Here is a 16147-nt window from a genome sequence, read left to right as displayed (position 1 = left end):
CGCTCGAGGCGCGGCGGGCCGGGACGGCACCACGCCGGCGGCGGGTCGGCCGGGCGGCGGTCTTCTTCTCCAGCTCCCTGATGTCGGCCAGCCAACGCAGGACCCGGGGCAGATTCACGTCCGGGCCGAACGTGATGTAGGTGCCGTCCGCGGAGAAGCATCCGAACTCGTGTGCCCGCACCAGCCGCCGGTAGCTGTTGACGCGGCCCATATGCACACGCTTGCCGCGGGTGAGGGCTTCGCGGGCCAGGCGGCCGGCGGCCGGGCCGGTCTTCCACTCGGCGAGCGGCGCCGCGCAGCGCGGGCAGTGCTTGCCGGTGGCGCGGTGCGGCCGCACGTACCCGCACGGGGCGCATTCCGGGCCGCCGCCGAGGAACAGCACGTCGAAGGTGTCCCACGGAACGGCCAGGCGCTCGAGGCCGTTCTGTGCGACGAGCGCGACGCGGCGGTGGCCGGCCGCGCGGATGCGGGGGATCATGTCGGCGGCCCGCTCGAGCGTCGCCGCGGCGTCGCCGACGACGTCGGGGGCGGTGACGAACAGGTTAGTGGCGGCGTGCGGGAGCAGGGTCTCCAGCCACGCCAGGTACGGCTCGTCGCCGGGGTAGCCGCGCCTGCCTTCGTTGAAGCATCCGTTGTCGGCGCACCAGCGGACGAAGCGCGGGTCGAAGCGGTTGCCCTGGCCGGGCGTCAGGATGGTGCCCAGGCCGGTCGACGGGTCCCGCATCGCGGCGCGGACGCGTTCAGTGGAGGGGTTGGCGAGATACCACACGGCGCGCGGCGACGGTGAGGAGGACCGGCAGGAGCGTCGCCCACATCACCTTGCCGACGAGCTGCCCGGCGATGGCCGGGCCGGTGACGGGGAAGCCCGCCAGGAGCAGGAACAGCACCGTGTCGGCGGCCGCGCCGACCGTGTTGCTGGCGAGCACGGCCACAGCCCAGCGGCGGGCGCGCAGCGGCGAGTAGACGGCCATGTCGAGCAGTTCGGCGACCAGGAACGCGGCCGCGGACGCCAGGGCGAGGGCCGGGGACAGCAGGGCGCTGAGGGCGGCGCCGCCGCAGGCGCGGCGAGGACGGCGCGGCGCCCGGCGGTGTCTTGCAGGAGGTCGCGGGCGAGCAGGGCCAGGCCTGCGGCGTAGGTGCCTGTGGTGGCGGTGAGGCCGAACCCTACGGGGACGGCGCCGTACCGGCTGGTGAGCCAGTTCGCGGCGAGGATGCACGCCGCGTAGAAGGCGGCGGCCGGCCAGACGGCGGCATGTCGGTGCAACGAGAACACTCCCAACCTCGGGGGCCTCGGAGGTTGGGAGTGCGCTGGTCCCAGCCTTGAGGGGGTTTGGTCGGCTGGGATGGAACACGGTCAGGTGGTTAACGTCATCTGAGGGCTGCGCGGGCGGCCCGGTCCTCTTCGGTGATGGTCTCGGCGATGTTCTCGGCGTCCTCGATGATCTCGCCGGCGTCGACGTCGGGCTCCCACCCGAGCCAGCGGATCAGCGGTTCGCGGGTGCCGTCCTCCAGGGCCTGCTGGAAGTTGCAGGCGATCTCGTCGGCCTGCTCGGGCAGGTGCTCGGCGATGACGGCCAGCAGGGTGGCGACGCCGTATTCGGCGCGGGCGGTGGCGTCCATGAGGCTCCAGCGGCGGGATACGGCGTCGCCGGCGTCGCGGCCGGGGGTGTGGAAGTCGGCGATGACGCGGGAGCGCAGGGCCTCGGCGGCGTAGGTGCGGGCCATCTCGCGGGCGGTCACGGTGGTCACGGGGGTCTCCTCGAGGAGCGGGGCGGGTGAGGGGGTGGTCCCCGCCCGGCGGTGGTGCCGGGCGGGGGTGGACGGGTCAGCAGGGGTCGATCTCGACCGGTGCCTGGTAGCCGGAGGCGAGCAGGTGGCGGGCCAGGGCGGCGGGGTCGGCGGTGCCGAAGCCGGTGATCACCTCGGCCAGTTCGTCCACCAGGTAGTGGTCGGGCTCGGCTTCGACGGCGCGGCCCGCGTAGACCAGGGCCTCGCCGATGGCGACGGCGTCGCGCCACGGGAGGACGGTCTCCTGGGCGAGCATCTTGATCCGGACCTCGCGGGTGGTGAAGACGGGTTCGGCGTTGAAGGGGATGCGGGTGCCGGGCGGGTTGAGGGTGATCGGCTCGGTGCGGTCGTGCGGCATGAGGGGTTTCTCCTGGCTCACAGGGAACGGTTCAACACTTAAAAGCGTAGGGCATATTTATTTATGGGGCAATGGGCAGGGGCTACTCGTCCGGCTCGGCCGGGAGCGGCCGGACGGTGACCTCGAACCGGCCGATGGCCTTCTCCTGCCCGCCTGGCCGGACCGACACCACCAGCGCGTGCTCGGAGCGCTCCACCTCGAGGTAGGCGTCAAGGTCGCAGTCGTAGCGCTCGAGATGCCCGTGGACGAGGTCGAGCGCGGCGGCGTGCGTGTTCGGGAACTGGAACATGGCTTCTCCCAAGGGGTGCGGGCTACACGGCGGTCTGGCCGTCGCAGGCGAGGGTGGGTTTCCGGCGTGCCCGCCGGGCCGGCAGCGGGAGGCCGGGCGGGCTCGGGTGCGTGGGACTGGTCACGGCCGGAGAGGTACGGGCCGGGGCTGATGGGGCTGGGAGCAGCGGACCGCTGGCCTACGCGGCGTCATCCGAGACGTACCGGGCGACGTCGTCCCATTGGTCGGATACGGCGGCCAGCAGGCGGCGCTGCTTCTCCATCTCGGCGCTGTCCTGCGCCCACTGCTCCCGGTCCAGCAGTTCGTCAATCTGGTCGGAGATAAGCCGGTCCAGGGTCGCCGGGTCGAGCGCGTCGAGCTCCCATGAGTTGCGGCCGTGGTCGCGGAGGTAGGCGCCCGCCCGGGAGTCGGTGAGCTTGGCAGGGTTCGGCGGCGGGTTGTACCGGCGGACCTGGTCCATGTTGAGGGCGATGCGGATCACCTCGAGGTCGGTGCCGAACAACTCCAGGCGGTCACGGATGTCGCGGGTCATGTCGACACCGGACGGGTCGTGATCGCCCAGGTGGATGATGACGGGCTTCTGCCCGGCCTCCTGGTAGCCGATGAGCCGCTGGGCAGCCTGGTGGACCTCGCTGATGCTGGTGTAGCCGCGGCAGGAAAAGTACGGCACGTCGTTACGCTCGCAGACGCCGGCGATCACGCCGACTAGAGCGTCCTTCTCGATCCACACCTCGATTCGGTGAGGCTGGTTGGCCCACCGGGCGGTGCGGTATTGATGGGCGACGGCTTGGACGATGTCGCTGGGGCTTTCCCAGTGGGCGAGGTCGCGGAGGTTGCGGGTGCGGTCCACGATGTAGTCCCAGTCCATCGCGCCGGCGAGGCGGGCGGCGGAGACGATCTCGCCGAGCCGCTTGTACTCCTTCTGAGAGTTCGGGATCCAGTCGCGGGCCACGAACTGGTAGTAGAGCTGGCGGAGCGTCAGGTCGAAGCCCTGGCGGGCGTAGTCAGCGCAGATGGCGTTGGCCTTGGTGATGATGTCGAGGTGGGCCGTGGTGAAGTTCTTCGGGACGTAGCAGTGCCGTGCCATGAGGGGCTCCTCGGGTTACAGGCTGGTCTGGTCTTCGTGGACGGGGGCAGGCTTGCGCCGGTGCGGGCGTAGCGCCCGGGCGGTTCGAGCGGGGCCGCCCGGGGCGGGTTCAGGCGGCGGTGTCGCAGAAGTCGAGGAGATCGAGTTGGACCGGGCCGGGCGGCGCGGTGTGGCACAGGCAGGGGCACACGTACCGGCAGGTTCGGTCAGCGAGCCACACTTGGGCGAACGCCTGCCGGTGGGCGCCGACCGCGCTGAAGGTCGGGTGCTCGTAGGGGACGGCGAACGACACGACGGTCTCGTTCTTGAGCGTGATGTACGTCTCGGGGTGCGGCAGGCCGCTGGTGGCCTGACAGCGGCCGTGCTGGCCGCCGAGGCACCAGCCGCTCGGCCCGGACTGGCAGGAGCAGGAGGCCGCGGCGCGGGGGACGTGGCGGTGGGTGTTCCGCATGGTCTGCGTCCAGACGTGGGCGCGGATCCATTTGGCCTGGTCGGCGGCGAAGAGTACGGCGTTCATGGCAGGGGGCTCCATGCCCCGCCCCGCACGGGGCGGGGCGGGGCGGTCGCGGGGGTCAGACGGGCTGCGGCAGGCGGCGGACGTGCCGGCCGATGTAGGAGGCGGCCCGGTCGGTCAGGGCCTGCACGAGCGGGGTTTGGGCGAGCCAACCCGTCGGGTCGGCGAGGATGGCGGCCGTCTCGGCGTCGGCGCTGGCCGACACCTCGTCGTAGGCGTGCGTCCCGGCGGACGGGAGCGGCACGTCCATCAGGGCGTTGGCGGCGGCCCGCGCGATGCCCTCGTTGTGGCGCTCGATGAACACGAGGATGTTGCGGGCGTAGCGGGGGCTCATGTGGGCGATCGGCGTCTTGTTGCCGTCGTTGTCGATCCAGACCTCGTTCTGGTCGAAACGGCTGTACCAGTCCATCGGTGTTGTCCTTGCTGATCGGCGGGGTCAGGAGGCGTGGAAGGCGAGGGCCTGCGCGAGCGGCGTCTGGGCGATCCAGCCGCGCGGGTCGGCGGCGGCCATGCCGCATTCCTGCATGAGGGTGCGGGTCCCGGCGGGACGGTCGACGGACATCGCGGCGGACGGGGTGGTGACCAGTGCCCGCGTGACCTGTTCGGCGATCCACTCGGCCTTGTCCTCGAGGGTGGCCAGGGCCTCGAGGACTTCGGCGCGGGTCATGTCGGTGATCCAGCGGGTCCGGTCGTCCGCGCCGGTCCATGTTCTGCCCTGGGTCAGGCGGCGGAACCAGTCGGCCGGGGCGGTGGCGGGGAAGTCGGGGGCGGGCCACAGGGCGAGGACTTCGGCGCCGTCGCCCGGCTCGAGGCCCCACACGTTGCACTGGTCGGCCGCGTCGGGGTCGTAGTCGTAGGGCTCGATGCCGAACAGGTGGTGGAGGGGTGCGTACAGGCCATCGGAGCCGATGAGGGGCACGGCGAGGGGCAGGTGCGGGTCGACGTGCTCGGCGGCCGCGAGCATGCGGGCGAGGGTGGCGGCGCTGGGGGCGCGGTCCATGTCGGCGTAGTCGGCGGGCGCGGGCCGGACGGTGAGGGCGCGACGGCCGGGCCGTCGCCGTGGCGGGTGATGCGTCCGGCCGTGCCGTTCCAGCCGGGGGCGGTGGCGGGGGTGAGGTGGCCGAACTGGATGCGGGTGGTGATGAGGTGGGCGCTGGTGCTGTCGGGGGCGGAGACGGCAACGGGCAGCGTGTCGGGGGCGGTGTAGCGGCGGCGGGCCAGGGCGGCGCGCAGCCAGGCGACGGTGCCGAGAGGGTTCACAGGTGGCGCTCCAGGAGGGAGGGCGCCCGCCCGGCGGGCGGGCGGGGCGCGGTCGGGCGGTGGTCAGGCGGCCAGCAGGGCGTAGGCGGTGACGTAGACGGCGATGGCGTCGGCGGCGTCCTCGCGGGTGGGGAACTCTCCGAGGTCGACGCCGGGGGAGGCCACGTCCGGCTTGGCGATGGCGATCCAGGTGCGGCCGCCCTCGAGGTAGCCGCGCAAGACGCCGTTCTGGTAGAGCTCCCACACGCCCCAGCCGGTGGTGGCGGCCTCCCATCCGGTCTTGGTGATGCGGGGGGCGGTGTAGATGGGCTCCGGGGTGTGGTCGGTGATCGTGTTGCGGAACCGCTCGGTGTGGAAGACGACGGGGATGAGGGTGTTGATCTTCACGGGTGTGCTCCGTTTCAGGCGTTGGGGGGTGCCCGCCCGGCGGCTCGAGCGCGGGCGGGCGGGGGTGGGGTGTCAGGCGGGGATGAGCGCGGTCTCGACGTTCGCGGCGACGGCGGCCGCGATGGTGGCGAGCAGCAGCGCGGTCGGCCACTCGGCGGGGAAGACCGTCTGCGCGAGGTGGCCGTGGCGGTAGGTGTCCTCGCCGCCGTAGAGGTCGCCCCAGCCGAACAGGCGGAGCGTGACGTCGGCGGTGTCCTCGCGGACCTCGACCTCGACGCCGTAGCCGCGCCAGGTGCGGGTCATGATCGCGTCCCAGGTGCCGATCTGCCCGGCGTCGAGGCCGAGGTCGATCAGGCCGAGGCCGGTCAGGTCGTTGGTGAGGTACCCGGCGTGGGGTCGCGTGCTCATTGTGGTGTCCCTTCCTGGGGTCGGTGTGGCCGGGGGAACCGCTCCCCCCTACTCACTCTCAAAAGTGTAGGGGAGATTTATTCTGGTGTCTAGTGGGGAGGCGGATGAAACATCTCCTCCAGCGCCGCCAGCGCCTCGCCGTCCTCGCCCGGCTCCTCCACCAGCACCGAAAGCACCGCCAGATCGCGCGGCGGCAACCAGAACCGCAACCGCCCCACCCGCGCGGCCGCCGCGACCGGCCGCAGGATCGTCGTGAACGTCTCCACCCGCCGCGCCAGCCGGGCACGCTCCCGCTCCCCCCGCGCCCGGCCGCACCGCACCCCGACCGCGTAGGCGGCCAGTGCTGCCGCCATGGCCAGCGGCATCCCCAGGCACACCCACTCGACTACCGCCACCACGGCGGCGCTGGCCGCGTTCATGACCGCCGCCCGGCCGGTCGGCCGGCCGCCCTGCTGCTGTTGCCCGTCATGGCCGCAGACGTGTAGCGCATTCGCCCGTTAACGTCCTGCCGCCCTGCTCAGCGCTCCCCTGGCGCGACGTAAACGCGTTTCGCCCCTACTGTCTGCGCCCGGGTCCCCAACCTGTCACGCCCTGCCCGCCTGCGCGGGCGGGGCTGCGAGTGCCTGGGAGGGAACCCCGCATGGGTGCCGAGAACGTTTTCATTCCGCAGCAGGCGCGGCTGTGGCTCGCCCCGGTGGGCACGCCCGCGCCGGAGGGCGTCGTCGTGCCGATGCCCTCGGCCTGGTACGACATCGGCCTGTTCACGCCCGACTCCTACAACTGGAAGACCGACCCGAAGTTCGAGGAGACGCGCGCCCACCAGTCCAACTACGCGGTGAGGCGCTGGCAGACCGAGGACGCGGCCACGATCGAGGTCAACCTCCTGGAGTGGACCCTGGCCTCGTTCCGCGCGGTGTACGGCGGCGGCACCATCGAGGAGGTCACGCCGACCGGCGAGGGCGCCGTCTCCTACTACCGGTTCACCCCGCCGGCGATCGGCGCCCGCACCGAGACGGCGGCGTGCATCGAGCTGACGGACGGCACCCGCAAGCTGCGCCGGATGGTGCCGCGGTGCGAGCAGGCCGAAGGCGTCGAGCAGTCGTTCGAGAAGACCGCCGCGAGCACGCTGCCGCTGCGCCTGTCCGTCCTCGGAGGCGACGTCGGCGCCCCCTACTGGGACATGCTGTCCGGAACGTGGGCGGCGTTCGACCCGACGCCCGTGTAGAAGCAGACTGCGCACGCCGCGGACAAGGGGCGCCCGCCGTACCGGCGGGCGCCCCCGTCGTATCTGGCCCGGCGCGACGCAAAGCCCGCCGTCGCCTACCGTCCGCCCCGTACCTTGCCCCACCTACCTGGAGGACCACGGGGATGCTGGACCTTGATGCCATCCGCGCGGAGCGCACCGCCGCGACCGCTGACACCTTCCCGCTGCGGTTCCGCGGCCGCGACCTGGCGGTGCTGCCGTCCGAGCTGCCGCTGGATGTGCTCGAGCCGCTGACCGGGGTCGCCGTCGACCTCGGGCTCATCGTCCGCACCGCGCTGGACGCGGCCCGAAAAGACCCGGCCGCGGCGACGATGGCCGTCATCGACATGGTCGTGGACCAGCTCATCCTCAATCAGGAGCTGCCCGAGCAGGTCATGGCCGCGGCCAAGGAGATGGCCCGCCGGCTGCTCGGCGACGACGGGTATGCGGCGTTCCTGGCGGCCCGGCCGTCCGTGCATGACGTGATCGCGCTCGTGCGCGGTCTCGCCAGGGTGTACGGGGTGGGCCTGGGGGAATCGTCGCCGTCCTCCGCCTCTGTGAGCGGTGGGACGACCTCGACGCCGACTTCGCCCGCCACTATCCCGGCGTCGACGCCCGAGGAGCCTGGCGACGTCCCGGCGCTGCCGGGTTCGTCGGTGTCCGCCGGTTCCTCGCCCTCGCCGATCGGCTCCCCGCCGACGCTCTGATCCACACCACGCCCGAGCAGCGGGCTGACCCGTGGCCGCGTGACTACGAGATCCTGACGCAGATCCTCGAGGAGCTGGCGGTCCTGGCCGCCGAACAGCGCCGACCGAAGCCGCGCAAGGTGATGCGGCCGGATTGGGTGACGGGCAAGAGCGGCAAGACGGGCATGGAGCACGCGTTCGCGGTGATGGCGGCGACGGCGAACGTCATCTCCTGAGCCGGGTAGGCGTACGGCCTGCCCGGCTCGCTGGCATCCGAGGTCAGGGGGTCCAGCGGGCGATGCCGTACGAACCCGCGGCCACGGTGATCGTTGAGCCGGAGACGCTGCTGGCGAAGCGCGGCCGGACCGTGCCGGACGCGGTGGCCGCGACCCGGGCGGTGATCATCACCGGGCAGACGGCGCCGACCGCCGGCGTGGTGGTGGGGGCCGCGGTCAGCGTGTTGTAGGCGGTGAGGGTCTGCGCGCGGCGGGTGGAGGGGAACGCGGCCCGGCTGGTGATGGTCTCCACCTGGATCCACACCGCCGAGGCCGCGGGCCCGTTCACGGCGACGCGGATGACGGCGCCGGTCGTGCCGGTCTGGTAACCGAGGACCCACCGCAGCAGGTAGGTGCCGCCGGCCTGCACGGGCAGGGCCAGGCCGGTGAGGTCGGTGGCGGCCGTCGCCGAGGTGGCGACCGGCGCGTCCAGGCGGGCCAGGACGCCGAGCAGCGGCGCGTCCACGATGTCGGCGGTGGCGGCGCAGACGCGGCCGGTGGTGCGCCCGTACAGCAGGGTGACGCCCGGCTCAGGGATAGTCGGCGGCGCGGCCAGGGCGGGCAGGAGGACGCGGCTGAGGTGGGTGGCCATCGGATTCTCCCCAGGGCAGGGTTACGCGGTCAGGGGGGTGAGGGTGATCGTGCTGGCCTGCGAGATGGTGACGTCGGCGCCGCCGGCGTTGCAGGCCAGCAGCAGGTTGCCGGTCTGCGGGAACGACAGCACGCCCTCGATCTGCACGAAGTAGCCGCCCCCGGTGGACACGCGGGCGCCCTCGATGATGCTGCCGCCGTCGGCGACGGTGTTCCACGTGGTCTCGGTGCCGCCGGTGTCGTGGTTGCGGGTGATCGTGGCGGTGCACCACTCCCAGGCGGCAGAGCCCTGGAACAGGCCCCAGAAGACGGTCTGCTGGGTGGCGCCGGTCACGCTGTAGTGGATGCTGTGGTTGAACGCCCACCGGCCGGCGGTCGCCGGCAGGCTGAGGGTGTCGATGTAGATGTAGGTGCCCGGTGGCAGGTTGATGTCCTCGAAGGGGCTGTCCATGATGGCCGGCAGCGGTTTGACTCCGGAGCCGTCCACGATCAGCCGCGGCTCGACTATGGAGTTGACGTACAGGCCGTACTCGCCGGGGTCCGGGACGGGGGTCTCGAACGCGGCGATCGGGACGCCCCCGAGATGCCTCACCACTGGGTCGCCCACGAGGCGGTGAGGCTGGATCCCGCCTTCCACGCCACGGTGCCGCCGGACGTGGTCGAGGCGACCGACAGGGTCAGGGTGCCGCCCAGCGCGACCGTGATCATCCCCTCGATGATGATCGGCAGCGGCGTGGTGGTGTTGGAGGCGTTGGAGCTGTCCGAGAAGACGCCGAGTCCAGTGAGCGTGGTGCTGGAGCACGCGGTGACGCTGGTGTACCGGTGGACCTGGAGAGCGACCTTGGACGCGGTCGGCCCGTCCAGGCGGACGCGGATGCCGGTGGAGGCCACCGACCCGGTGTAGGTGGCCGCGTAGCGCAGGTAGTAGGTGCCGGTGTCCACGGGCAGGTCGTGGGCGGGCACGGGCGCGCCGGCGAAGGGGCAGGTGACGTCCGTGTCGGCGACGAGCTGCGCAGGGGTGAGCGGCATCGCCGGCCGGAAGGCGTCGGCGAAACCCAGCCGTCCGCCGAAGGCGGCGTAGACGGTGCCGTACCCGTACGGGGGCGGGGAGGGTGGCGCGTCCAGCTGCGCGAGCCGCAGCGCTGCCAGCGGGCGGGCCATCAGGACCGGACCAGCACGCGGACGCTGGCGGCGGGCACGGCGAGGTCGGCGCGGACCTGGACGGTGTTGGCGTCCGGGCGGGCGACCACGTCGAGGACGACGTCGGCGCCGGTGTCCAGGTCGTAGAAGGCGACGGTCACGTCTTTCGTGCCGAGGTTGTGGGTGACGGTGGCCGGGGTCCCGGGGGTCAGCTCGGGCAGGGTCGCGGCGTAGGAACCGCCGGAGCCGCCGGTGGAGCCGCCGGCGAACTGCGCCCAGACGATGGCTGTGCCCGGGGTGATGGGGGTGTCGGTGCTGATCGCCCACCCGGTGTCGGCCAGCGTGCTGCCGGCGGACACGAACACGAACGTGTTCGGGGCGAGAGCGTCCGCGGTGCGGGTCCAGGCGCCCGCGGCGGCGGCGTAGAGGCCGTTGTCCGCGGGGTCGGTCTGGTCCTTGACCAGGACCCGGTCACCGATCTGCAGGGCGACGCCGTCCACGCTCTGGAGGCCGGACAGGGTGACGGGGCCGGTGGTGGCCGCGCGCACGGCCGGTTTGACGGAGATGCCCGCGGCGGCGGCCTGGATGTCGGCCAGGCGGGCGGCGTCGTTCGGGTCTTGCGGGGTGCCGAGGCTGGTGATGCGGTAGCCGCCGGCGGACACGTCGGCGCCGGGCGCGGCCATCTGGTCCAGGCGGTTGGCGCGGACCTGCGCCGCGAAGTCGGAGATCGTGGACGCGGTCTGGGTTCCGGTGTGGCTGGCCCGGGACAGGGGGTTGGTGGCGAGCTTGGACAGGGCGATGCCCGCGTTCGAGGCGATTTTCGCGTTCGTGATCGCGCCGTCCGCGACGTCGTCGAACGCCATCCACGTGGCGGTGGGCGTGCGCCACTTGAGTTTCCCGGCGGCGGTGTCGGCCCACAACTGGAACGGCACCGCATCGGCCGGTTCGGTGGCCGACGCCTCGGGCACGAGGCCGAGCAGCGGGATCTTGTTGAAGCGGTGTTGGCTGTACCAGTTCGGCACGAGGTCCCCCAGGTGATCAGGTGAGGCGGAGCAGGCCGGCCACGGGGACGGCCCAGGTGACGCGCACCGTGGTGGGGGCCGGGTGCGACACGTCACCGTGGATCGTCTCCATGGCGGCGGTGAAGGTGGTGACGGTCGGCTGGCGGCCCATCGCGTGGGAGACCTCCCACACCAGGGACGGGGCGGCGACGACATGGTCGTACTGGGCGGCGCCACCTTCCGGGCCGGGTGGGCCGGGTGCGCCCGGCTCTCCGGGCGGGCCGGGTGGTCCTTGGACGCCGGGGAGTCGGACCTGCACGAGCGCGGGGCGGGTCTGGACATGGATGGTCGTGCGCCGTTCGACCGTCTCCACGATCACCGGGTCGTGCAGGGTCACAGCGTTACCCCGGGCTTCACGGTGGCCGGGCCCTCGATGAGCCGGTCAGGTTCCCCATCCGGGCCGATGAGCAGCAGGTCGTAGACGGCGCGTTCCCACAGGAAGGTGCGGGTCGCCGCGGCGGGGATGCGGAGCCGTAGCTGACCGGCCGGGCCGTCGATGCTGAGGCCGCCGGCGGGCCCGGTGGTGAGCTGGTGCAGCAGCGTGGTCGACCCGGCGTGCGGGCGGATGTCCATGCGGGCGGTGTAACCGGTCAGGTCGATCGGGCCGCCGTCGTCAGCCAGGGCCAGCTCGTGGACGAAGGCGGCGCCCTGCTCGATCAGCAGGGGCAGATACGCGGCAGTCACAGCGGCGCATGGTGCCAGCCGGGCGGCTTTGCGTCGCCCGGCGCGACGTTAGCTCCGGTTTGCGTCACCCTCCCTGCGGCTCATCGGGGGGTGAAGACGCGTGGACGAGCTCGGCGGTATCGACGGCGGCCGGATCGACATCAAGGTCGTCGCGGACCTGTCGGAGGTCGACGGGGCGCGGCTGCAGCGCGACGTTGATCGGCGGGTGCGCGGCGTCAAGGCGACACTCGCGGCGGAGATCGACGCCCGCCGGGTGGCGGTGGAGGCGGACGCGGCCGCGCGGGCGGCGGAGCGGGCCACGCAGGTGCGGATGCGCGCCACCGTCGACCGGTCGCATCTCCAGCGGGACCTGGACGGCATCAGCCGGGCCGGGGTCCGTATCCAGTTCACTCCCGAGATCGACGCGGGCCGGTTGCGCAGCGATGTGGAAGCGGCCGCCCAGGACGCCACGGCGACCGTGGAGGTGGGCGCTGACACCGAGCCGGCGCGGGAGGAGACCGACCGGTTCCGCAGTGAGCAACGGTCGTCTCCGATCTCGCTGCCGTTCCACATCGACATGCCGGACCTGTCGGGGCTGGCGGACGTCACCGCGAAGATCGCGACGTTTCCGATGCTGGCGGCCGGGGTGGGGTTCCTGGCGGCCAGCATCGGGCAGCTCGGCGCGGGCCTGTTCGGGTTGGTGTCGGCGGCCGGGCAGGCGGCCGGGGCGTTGGCGGTGCTGCCCGGCGTGGCGGGCGCCGCCCTGCAAGGCATCGCCGGGCTCGTGGTCGGGTTGAACGGTGTTGGCACCGCGCTGGGTGCGCTGTCGCAGGCCGACCAGGCGTCGGGCGCGTCTGCGGGCGCGGCCGCCGCCGCCCGGGAGGCCGCGGCGGCGCGCGTCGAGCAGGCCGCTGAGCGGATCAAACAGGCGGAACGGTCGGTGCGTAACAGCCGTGAGGCGGTCATCGACTCCAACCGGGCCGTCCGCAACGCGGAGGAGAACCTCGCGGCCGCGGTCGAGGCGGTGCAGGCGGCGCGGGAGAACGTGGGCCGGGTCGCCGAGTCCGTCGCCGAGGCCGCCGAACGCGCGACCGAGCGGGTCGCGGACGCCGAACGGTCCTACGCGGACGCGGTCAAGGCGTCGCAGCGGGCGCAGGAGTCCCTCAACGATGCGCGTAAGGCCGCCAAGGAGCGCTTGGAGGACCTGGCGCTGGCGGCCAAGGGCGGGGCGCTGGATGAGGAGTCGGCGCAGATCGGGATCGAGCGGGCCAAGGAGCGCCTGCAGAAGGTCATGGCCGATCCGTTCGCGTCCGACCTGGACAAGCGGGAAGCCGACTTGGCGTACCGGCAGGCGCTGCAGCGCCTGGAGGAGGTCAAGGAACGCAACGGTGACCTGAAGGAGGAGAAGGCCGACGCCGACGCGCGCGGCGTTGAGGGCTCCAAGGAGGTGCAGGCCGCTCAGGAGCGGCTGGTGGACGCCCAGGAGCGGATCCTGGAGGCGGAGAAAGCCATCGCCGACGCCCGCAAGGACGCCGCCCGGCAGGCCGAAGAGGGCGCGCGGCGCATCGAGGCGGCCGACGATGCGATCGTTGCCGCCAAGAAGCGGGTCCGCGACGCCGAGGAGGCTTTGGAGCGGGCTCGCCGGTCTCGGCGCAACGCCCGCGAAGCCGCCCAGGATGCGAAGGCCGCGCTGGCGCAGGCCAAGAAGGAGCAGGAGGCCGCGAAGAAGGCCGCGGCTGCGCCGGCGGGCGGCGGTGGCGGCGGCCGTGACCCGGTTGCTGAGGCGCTCGCCAACCTCACGCCGTCGATGCGGGCGTTCGTGCTGTACCTGCACGGCACCGTGCGGCCGGCGCTGTCGGAGATCCGCAAGGCGACGCAGGAGGCGCTTGCGCCCGGCCTGATGGCCGGGGTGAAGGCGTCGATGCCGTTCCTGGGGACGCTGCGCGACGGGATGAAGGTCACCGGCAAGACGGTCGGTGACCTGACTGCTGAGGTCGGTGAACTGTTCGGCAGCAAGGGCTTCCGGCAGGACGTGTCGCAGATCATGGCGGGCAACAACACCGCGGTCTCGAACTTCGGTAAGGCCGGGATCGCGGCGTTTTCCGGCGTGACCCGGCTGATCCGTATCTCGATGCCGTTCGTGGTGCTGCTGTCCAAGCGGATCAAGGACGCCGCCGACCGGTTCAACGACTTCACCGCGTCCAAGGACGGCCAGGAGCGGTTCCGGGCGTTCCTGGAACGCTCGTGGGAAGCCGCTTCCAAGCTGTGGCGGATCATCAAGAACGTCACCTTGGGATTGCTGTCGCTGGGGAAGGCCGCCGCCCCCTCAGGACGGACGATGCTGGAGGACCTGGCGCAGGGCGCCGAGCGGTTCGCCGAGTGGGCGGCCAAGCCGGAGACGCAGGCCGCGGCGCGGGAGTTCTTCGACTCCCTCGTGCCGGTCATGCAGGAGGCCGGCGGACTACTCAAGGACATCGGTGGCCTGTTCAAAGACCTGACGGGGGCGCTGGACCCGGGCGCGCTGGTCGGCGTGCTCGGGATCCTGCGTGACCTGGTCGGGGTCCTGCGCGACGTCGCGGGCAGCGAGTTCGGCGCCGCGGTGCTGACGATCCTCGGCCCGCTCGGCGCGCTGCTGCTGCTGGTCGCCAAGTTCGGCGGGCTCGGCTCGGCCATCAAGCTCATGGGGCTCGCGTTGAAGGCCCCGGCCGGACTGGTCAAGGCCGGGATCGGCGCCGGTGACTTCGTCGGCGGGCTCGGCGGCAAGGGCCGCGACACGAAGGCGGGCAACGCCGGGCAGAAGGTCGCCCAGGGCGCCAAGCAGGCCGGGCAGACCGTCGCCAAGGGCGGCGGCATGCTCAAGGACGCGCTCACCGGCCTGATCCAGTCCAAGGGCCTGGACGTGTTCGCCGGCACCCTCGCCGCGAAGGTGAAGGGCGCGTTCGCCAAGATCAACCCGGCCAACCTGCTGCAGAAGGTCAACCCGGCGAACCTGATCGGCGCGGCCAAGACGAAGATCGACCCGACGTCGTGGTTTGCGAAGGTCAACCCGGCCAACCTGATGTCCAAGGCCGGGACGGCAGCCAAGGGCGTCGGCACGGCCGTCTCCTCCGGCGCGAGCAAGGCCGTCGATCTGGCTCAGGCCGGGGCGGGGAAGGTCGCCCAGTACGGCAAGGCGGCCGCCACGGCGGCGCTCGAGGTCGGCAAGCTGGCGGCCGCGTACGGCAGGGTCGCGCTGCAGGCCGGGCTGGCGGCGGTCAAGCAGGGCGCGGCGGCGGTGGCGACCGGCGTGGTGCGGGCGGCGACCGCGGCGTGGACGGCTGTGCAGTGGCTGCTGAACGCGGCGATGAACGCCAACCCGATCGCCCTGGTCGTGCTGGCGATCGCCGCGTTGGTCGCCGGGGTGATCTACGCCTACAACAACATCGAGGGCTTCCGTGCCTTCGTGGACACGGCGTGGAGGTCGATCTCTGGGGCGATCACCGCCGCGTGGAACAACGTGATCAAGCCAGCTTTGACGGCTTTGTGGGGGTTCCTGAAGAACCAGCTGTGGCCGACCGTGCAAGCGCTGTGGACGGCTGTGATCCAGCCGACCTGGCAGAACATCTCGACGGCGATCAAGACGGCGTGGGAGAACATCATCCGGCCCGCCCTGACGGCGCTGGGCACGTTCTTCAAGAACACCCTCGGGCCGGCCGCGCTGTGGCTGTGGAACAGCGCGATCAAGCCGGCGTGGGACAACATCTCCACCGGCCTGAAGACCGCGTGGGAGAAGTACATCAAGCCGCCGCTGACGTCCTTTTGGAACTTCATCACCAAGACCCTGCCGGACGGTTTCAAGTCCGGGGTCGCGCTGATCGGCACGGTGTGGAAGAGCTTGCAGGACGTCGCGAAGGCGCCGATCAAGTTCGTGGTCGAGACGATCTATAACAAGGGCATCGCCGCGGCGTGGAACTGGATTGCCGACAAGGTCGGGCTCGGCCGCCTGCCCACGGTCTCCCTCGGGTTCGCGCGCGGCGGCATCGTGCCGGGCGGCGCGTACGGCGTGCTGCCCGGGTACGCGCCGGGCCGGGACACGATGCTCGCCGCGGTCTCCCCCGGTGAGGCGTGGCTGCGGCCGGAGGCGGCGCGGTGGCTCGGCACGGGATGGATCAACGCCGTCAACAGCGCCGCCCGGCGCGGGAACCTGCAGCGGTTCGCCCGCGGCGGCGTGGTGACCGGGTCGGCGGCCCTGTATCAGGCGTCCCGGTCGGCGGCGCGGCCGCGGCCCGCCGAGACCGCTTCGGGCGGGCGGGTCGGGGACGCGACGGTGAACGTCTACCCGCAGCCCGGCCAGGACGAGGTCCAGATCGGCAACCAGGCCGCCCGCCGTCTCGGCGCGCTGGTCGGATAAGGAGGGC

At 72.3% G+C, this 16147-nt stretch carries 22 protein-coding genes; 4 read left to right on the top strand and 18 right to left on the bottom strand.

Going from position 1 to position 16147, the window contains the following annotated elements; all coding sequences use genetic code 11:
* From ACWJ6R_RS02375 to ACWJ6R_RS02335, 9 genes are all read right to left on the bottom strand, one after another.
* Positions 1–724: hypothetical protein (locus tag ACWJ6R_RS02375; RefSeq protein ID WP_449060618.1), on the bottom strand; the 724-nt coding region annotated here is incomplete at its 3' end.
* Between the two features lie 16 nt (positions 725–740).
* Complete coding sequence (locus tag ACWJ6R_RS02370) at positions 741–1217, bottom strand: VUT family protein (RefSeq protein ID WP_449060617.1); 477 nt, start codon at positions 1215–1217, stop codon at positions 741–743.
* Positions 1218–1368: 151 nt separating this feature from the next.
* Positions 1369–1749, bottom strand: a complete 381-nt coding sequence (locus ACWJ6R_RS02365) for a hypothetical protein (protein WP_449060616.1) — start codon at positions 1747–1749, stop codon at positions 1369–1371.
* A 76-nt stretch (positions 1750–1825) separates the two neighbouring features.
* Positions 1826–2146: a hypothetical protein gene (locus ACWJ6R_RS02360; RefSeq protein ID WP_449060615.1), complete on the bottom strand. Its 321-nt coding sequence runs from the start codon at positions 2144–2146 to the stop codon at positions 1826–1828.
* Positions 2147–2228: 82 nt separating this feature from the next.
* Positions 2229–2435, bottom strand: coding sequence for a hypothetical protein (locus ACWJ6R_RS02355; RefSeq protein ID WP_449060614.1), 207 nt, complete (start codon positions 2433–2435; stop codon positions 2229–2231).
* A 178-nt stretch (positions 2436–2613) separates the two neighbouring features.
* Positions 2614–3522 carry a hypothetical protein gene (locus ACWJ6R_RS02350; protein ID WP_449060613.1) on the bottom strand — a complete coding sequence of 303 codons (909 nt, stop codon included), beginning with the start codon at positions 3520–3522 and terminating at the stop codon, positions 2614–2616.
* Positions 3523–3631: 109 nt separating this feature from the next.
* Positions 3632–4039: a DUF6248 family natural product biosynthesis protein gene (locus tag ACWJ6R_RS02345; RefSeq protein ID WP_449060612.1), complete on the bottom strand. Its 408-nt coding sequence runs from the start codon at positions 4037–4039 to the stop codon at positions 3632–3634.
* Between the two features lie 55 nt (positions 4040–4094).
* Complete coding sequence (locus tag ACWJ6R_RS02340; RefSeq protein ID WP_449060611.1) at positions 4095–4445, bottom strand: hypothetical protein; 351 nt, start codon at positions 4443–4445, stop codon at positions 4095–4097.
* 27 nt (positions 4446–4472) lie between these two features.
* Positions 4473–5036: a hypothetical protein gene (locus ACWJ6R_RS02335; RefSeq protein ID WP_449060610.1), complete on the bottom strand. Its 564-nt coding sequence runs from the start codon at positions 5034–5036 to the stop codon at positions 4473–4475.
* Positions 5037–5117: 81 nt separating this feature from the next.
* Here ACWJ6R_RS02335 and ACWJ6R_RS02330 point away from each other — a divergent pair, with 81 nt between their 5' ends.
* Positions 5118–5243: a hypothetical protein gene (locus ACWJ6R_RS02330; RefSeq protein ID WP_449060609.1), complete on the top strand. Its 126-nt coding sequence runs from the start codon at positions 5118–5120 to the stop codon at positions 5241–5243.
* A gap of 116 nt (positions 5244–5359) precedes the next feature.
* Here the strand turns inward: ACWJ6R_RS02330 and ACWJ6R_RS02325 are convergent, their stop codons facing one another.
* From ACWJ6R_RS02325 to ACWJ6R_RS02315, 3 genes are all read right to left on the bottom strand, one after another.
* Entirely contained in the window at positions 5360–5683 is a 324-nt protein-coding gene (locus tag ACWJ6R_RS02325) for a hypothetical protein (RefSeq protein ID WP_449060608.1), read from the bottom strand.
* 72 nt (positions 5684–5755) lie between these two features.
* Positions 5756–6091 (bottom strand): hypothetical protein, encoded by a 336-nt coding sequence (locus tag ACWJ6R_RS02320; RefSeq protein WP_449060607.1) that lies wholly within the window; start codon positions 6089–6091, stop codon positions 5756–5758.
* A gap of 89 nt (positions 6092–6180) precedes the next feature.
* Positions 6181–6510 carry a hypothetical protein gene (locus ACWJ6R_RS02315; protein WP_449060606.1) on the bottom strand — a complete coding sequence of 110 codons (330 nt, stop codon included), beginning with the start codon at positions 6508–6510 and terminating at the stop codon, positions 6181–6183.
* Between the two features lie 221 nt (positions 6511–6731).
* Between ACWJ6R_RS02315 and ACWJ6R_RS02310 the strand changes: the two genes are divergently transcribed.
* Together ACWJ6R_RS02310 and ACWJ6R_RS02305 are read left to right on the top strand one after the other, a co-directional pair.
* Positions 6732–7316, top strand: coding sequence for a phage tail tube protein (locus tag ACWJ6R_RS02310; RefSeq protein ID WP_449060605.1), 585 nt, complete (start codon positions 6732–6734; stop codon positions 7314–7316).
* 143 nt (positions 7317–7459) lie between these two features.
* Positions 7460–8041 (top strand): hypothetical protein, encoded by a 582-nt coding sequence (locus ACWJ6R_RS02305; protein ID WP_449060604.1) that lies wholly within the window; start codon positions 7460–7462, stop codon positions 8039–8041.
* A 258-nt stretch (positions 8042–8299) separates the two neighbouring features.
* Here the strand turns inward: ACWJ6R_RS02305 and ACWJ6R_RS02300 are convergent, their stop codons facing one another.
* The 6 genes from ACWJ6R_RS02300 to ACWJ6R_RS02275 are packed head-to-tail and all read right to left on the bottom strand — an operon-like array spanning position 8300 to position 11771.
* Complete coding sequence (locus ACWJ6R_RS02300; RefSeq protein WP_449060603.1) at positions 8300–8887, bottom strand: hypothetical protein; 588 nt, start codon at positions 8885–8887, stop codon at positions 8300–8302.
* A 21-nt stretch (positions 8888–8908) separates the two neighbouring features.
* A complete protein-coding gene (locus tag ACWJ6R_RS02295; protein WP_449060602.1) occupies positions 8909–9478 on the bottom strand; it encodes a hypothetical protein in 570 nt (189 codons plus the stop codon).
* Entirely contained in the window at positions 9475–10047 is a 573-nt protein-coding gene (locus ACWJ6R_RS02290; RefSeq protein ID WP_449060601.1) for a hypothetical protein, read from the bottom strand. Before ACWJ6R_RS02290 ends, ACWJ6R_RS02295 begins: the two co-directional genes overlap by 4 nt.
* Positions 10047–11048, bottom strand: coding sequence for a hypothetical protein (locus tag ACWJ6R_RS02285; protein ID WP_449060600.1), 1002 nt, complete (start codon positions 11046–11048; stop codon positions 10047–10049). The genes ACWJ6R_RS02290 and ACWJ6R_RS02285 overlap by 1 nt, the downstream gene beginning before the upstream one ends.
* A 16-nt stretch (positions 11049–11064) precedes the next feature.
* The gene (locus tag ACWJ6R_RS02280; RefSeq protein WP_449060599.1) at positions 11065–11424 is read right to left on the bottom strand and encodes a hypothetical protein; all 360 of its coding nucleotides are present in this window, start codon (positions 11422–11424) and stop codon (positions 11065–11067) included.
* The gene (locus tag ACWJ6R_RS02275) at positions 11421–11771 is read right to left on the bottom strand and encodes a hypothetical protein (RefSeq protein WP_449060598.1); all 351 of its coding nucleotides are present in this window, start codon (positions 11769–11771) and stop codon (positions 11421–11423) included. Before ACWJ6R_RS02275 ends, ACWJ6R_RS02280 begins: the two co-directional genes overlap by 4 nt.
* 100 nt (positions 11772–11871) lie before the next feature.
* Between ACWJ6R_RS02275 and ACWJ6R_RS02270 the strand changes: the two genes are divergently transcribed.
* Entirely contained in the window at positions 11872–16140 is a 4269-nt protein-coding gene (locus ACWJ6R_RS02270; RefSeq protein ID WP_449060597.1) for a hypothetical protein, read from the top strand.
* The last annotated feature ends 7 nt before the right edge of the window (positions 16141–16147 follow it).

The organism is Planomonospora algeriensis (genome assembly GCF_977012225.1).
The sequence above is the reverse complement of the archived record's forward strand: the minus strand, read 5'-3'. Positions and strand labels throughout refer to the sequence as shown.

Bases quoted from the DNA above. Each gene is read 5' to 3' on its own strand.
- ACWJ6R_RS02360 (WP_449060615.1), bottom strand. From the start codon at position 2,146: ATGCCGCACGACCGCACCGAGCCGATCACCCTCAACCCGCCCGGCACC.
- ACWJ6R_RS02355 (WP_449060614.1), bottom strand. From the start codon at position 2,435: ATGTTCCAGTTCCCGAACACGCACGCCGCCGCGCTCGACCTCGTCCAC.
- ACWJ6R_RS02350 (WP_449060613.1), bottom strand. From the start codon at position 3,522: ATGGCACGGCACTGCTACGTCCCGAAGAACTTCACCACGGCCCACCTC.
- ACWJ6R_RS02345 (WP_449060612.1), bottom strand. From the start codon at position 4,039: ATGAACGCCGTACTCTTCGCCGCCGACCAGGCCAAATGGATCCGCGCC.
- ACWJ6R_RS02340 (WP_449060611.1), bottom strand. From the start codon at position 4,445: ATGGACTGGTACAGCCGTTTCGACCAGAACGAGGTCTGGATCGACAAC.
- ACWJ6R_RS02335 (WP_449060610.1), bottom strand. From the start codon at position 5,036: ATGGACCGCGCCCCCAGCGCCGCCACCCTCGCCCGCATGCTCGCGGCC.
- ACWJ6R_RS02320 (WP_449060607.1), bottom strand. From the start codon at position 6,091: ATGAGCACGCGACCCCACGCCGGGTACCTCACCAACGACCTGACCGGC.
- ACWJ6R_RS02315 (WP_449060606.1), bottom strand. From the start codon at position 6,510: ATGAACGCGGCCAGCGCCGCCGTGGTGGCGGTAGTCGAGTGGGTGTGC.
- ACWJ6R_RS02310 (WP_449060605.1), top strand. From the start codon at position 6,732: ATGGGTGCCGAGAACGTTTTCATTCCGCAGCAGGCGCGGCTGTGGCTC.
- ACWJ6R_RS02305 (WP_449060604.1), top strand. From the start codon at position 7,460: ATGCTGGACCTTGATGCCATCCGCGCGGAGCGCACCGCCGCGACCGCT.
- ACWJ6R_RS02300 (WP_449060603.1), bottom strand. From the start codon at position 8,887: ATGGCCACCCACCTCAGCCGCGTCCTCCTGCCCGCCCTGGCCGCGCCG.
- ACWJ6R_RS02290 (WP_449060601.1), bottom strand. From the start codon at position 10,047: ATGGCCCGCCCGCTGGCAGCGCTGCGGCTCGCGCAGCTGGACGCGCCA.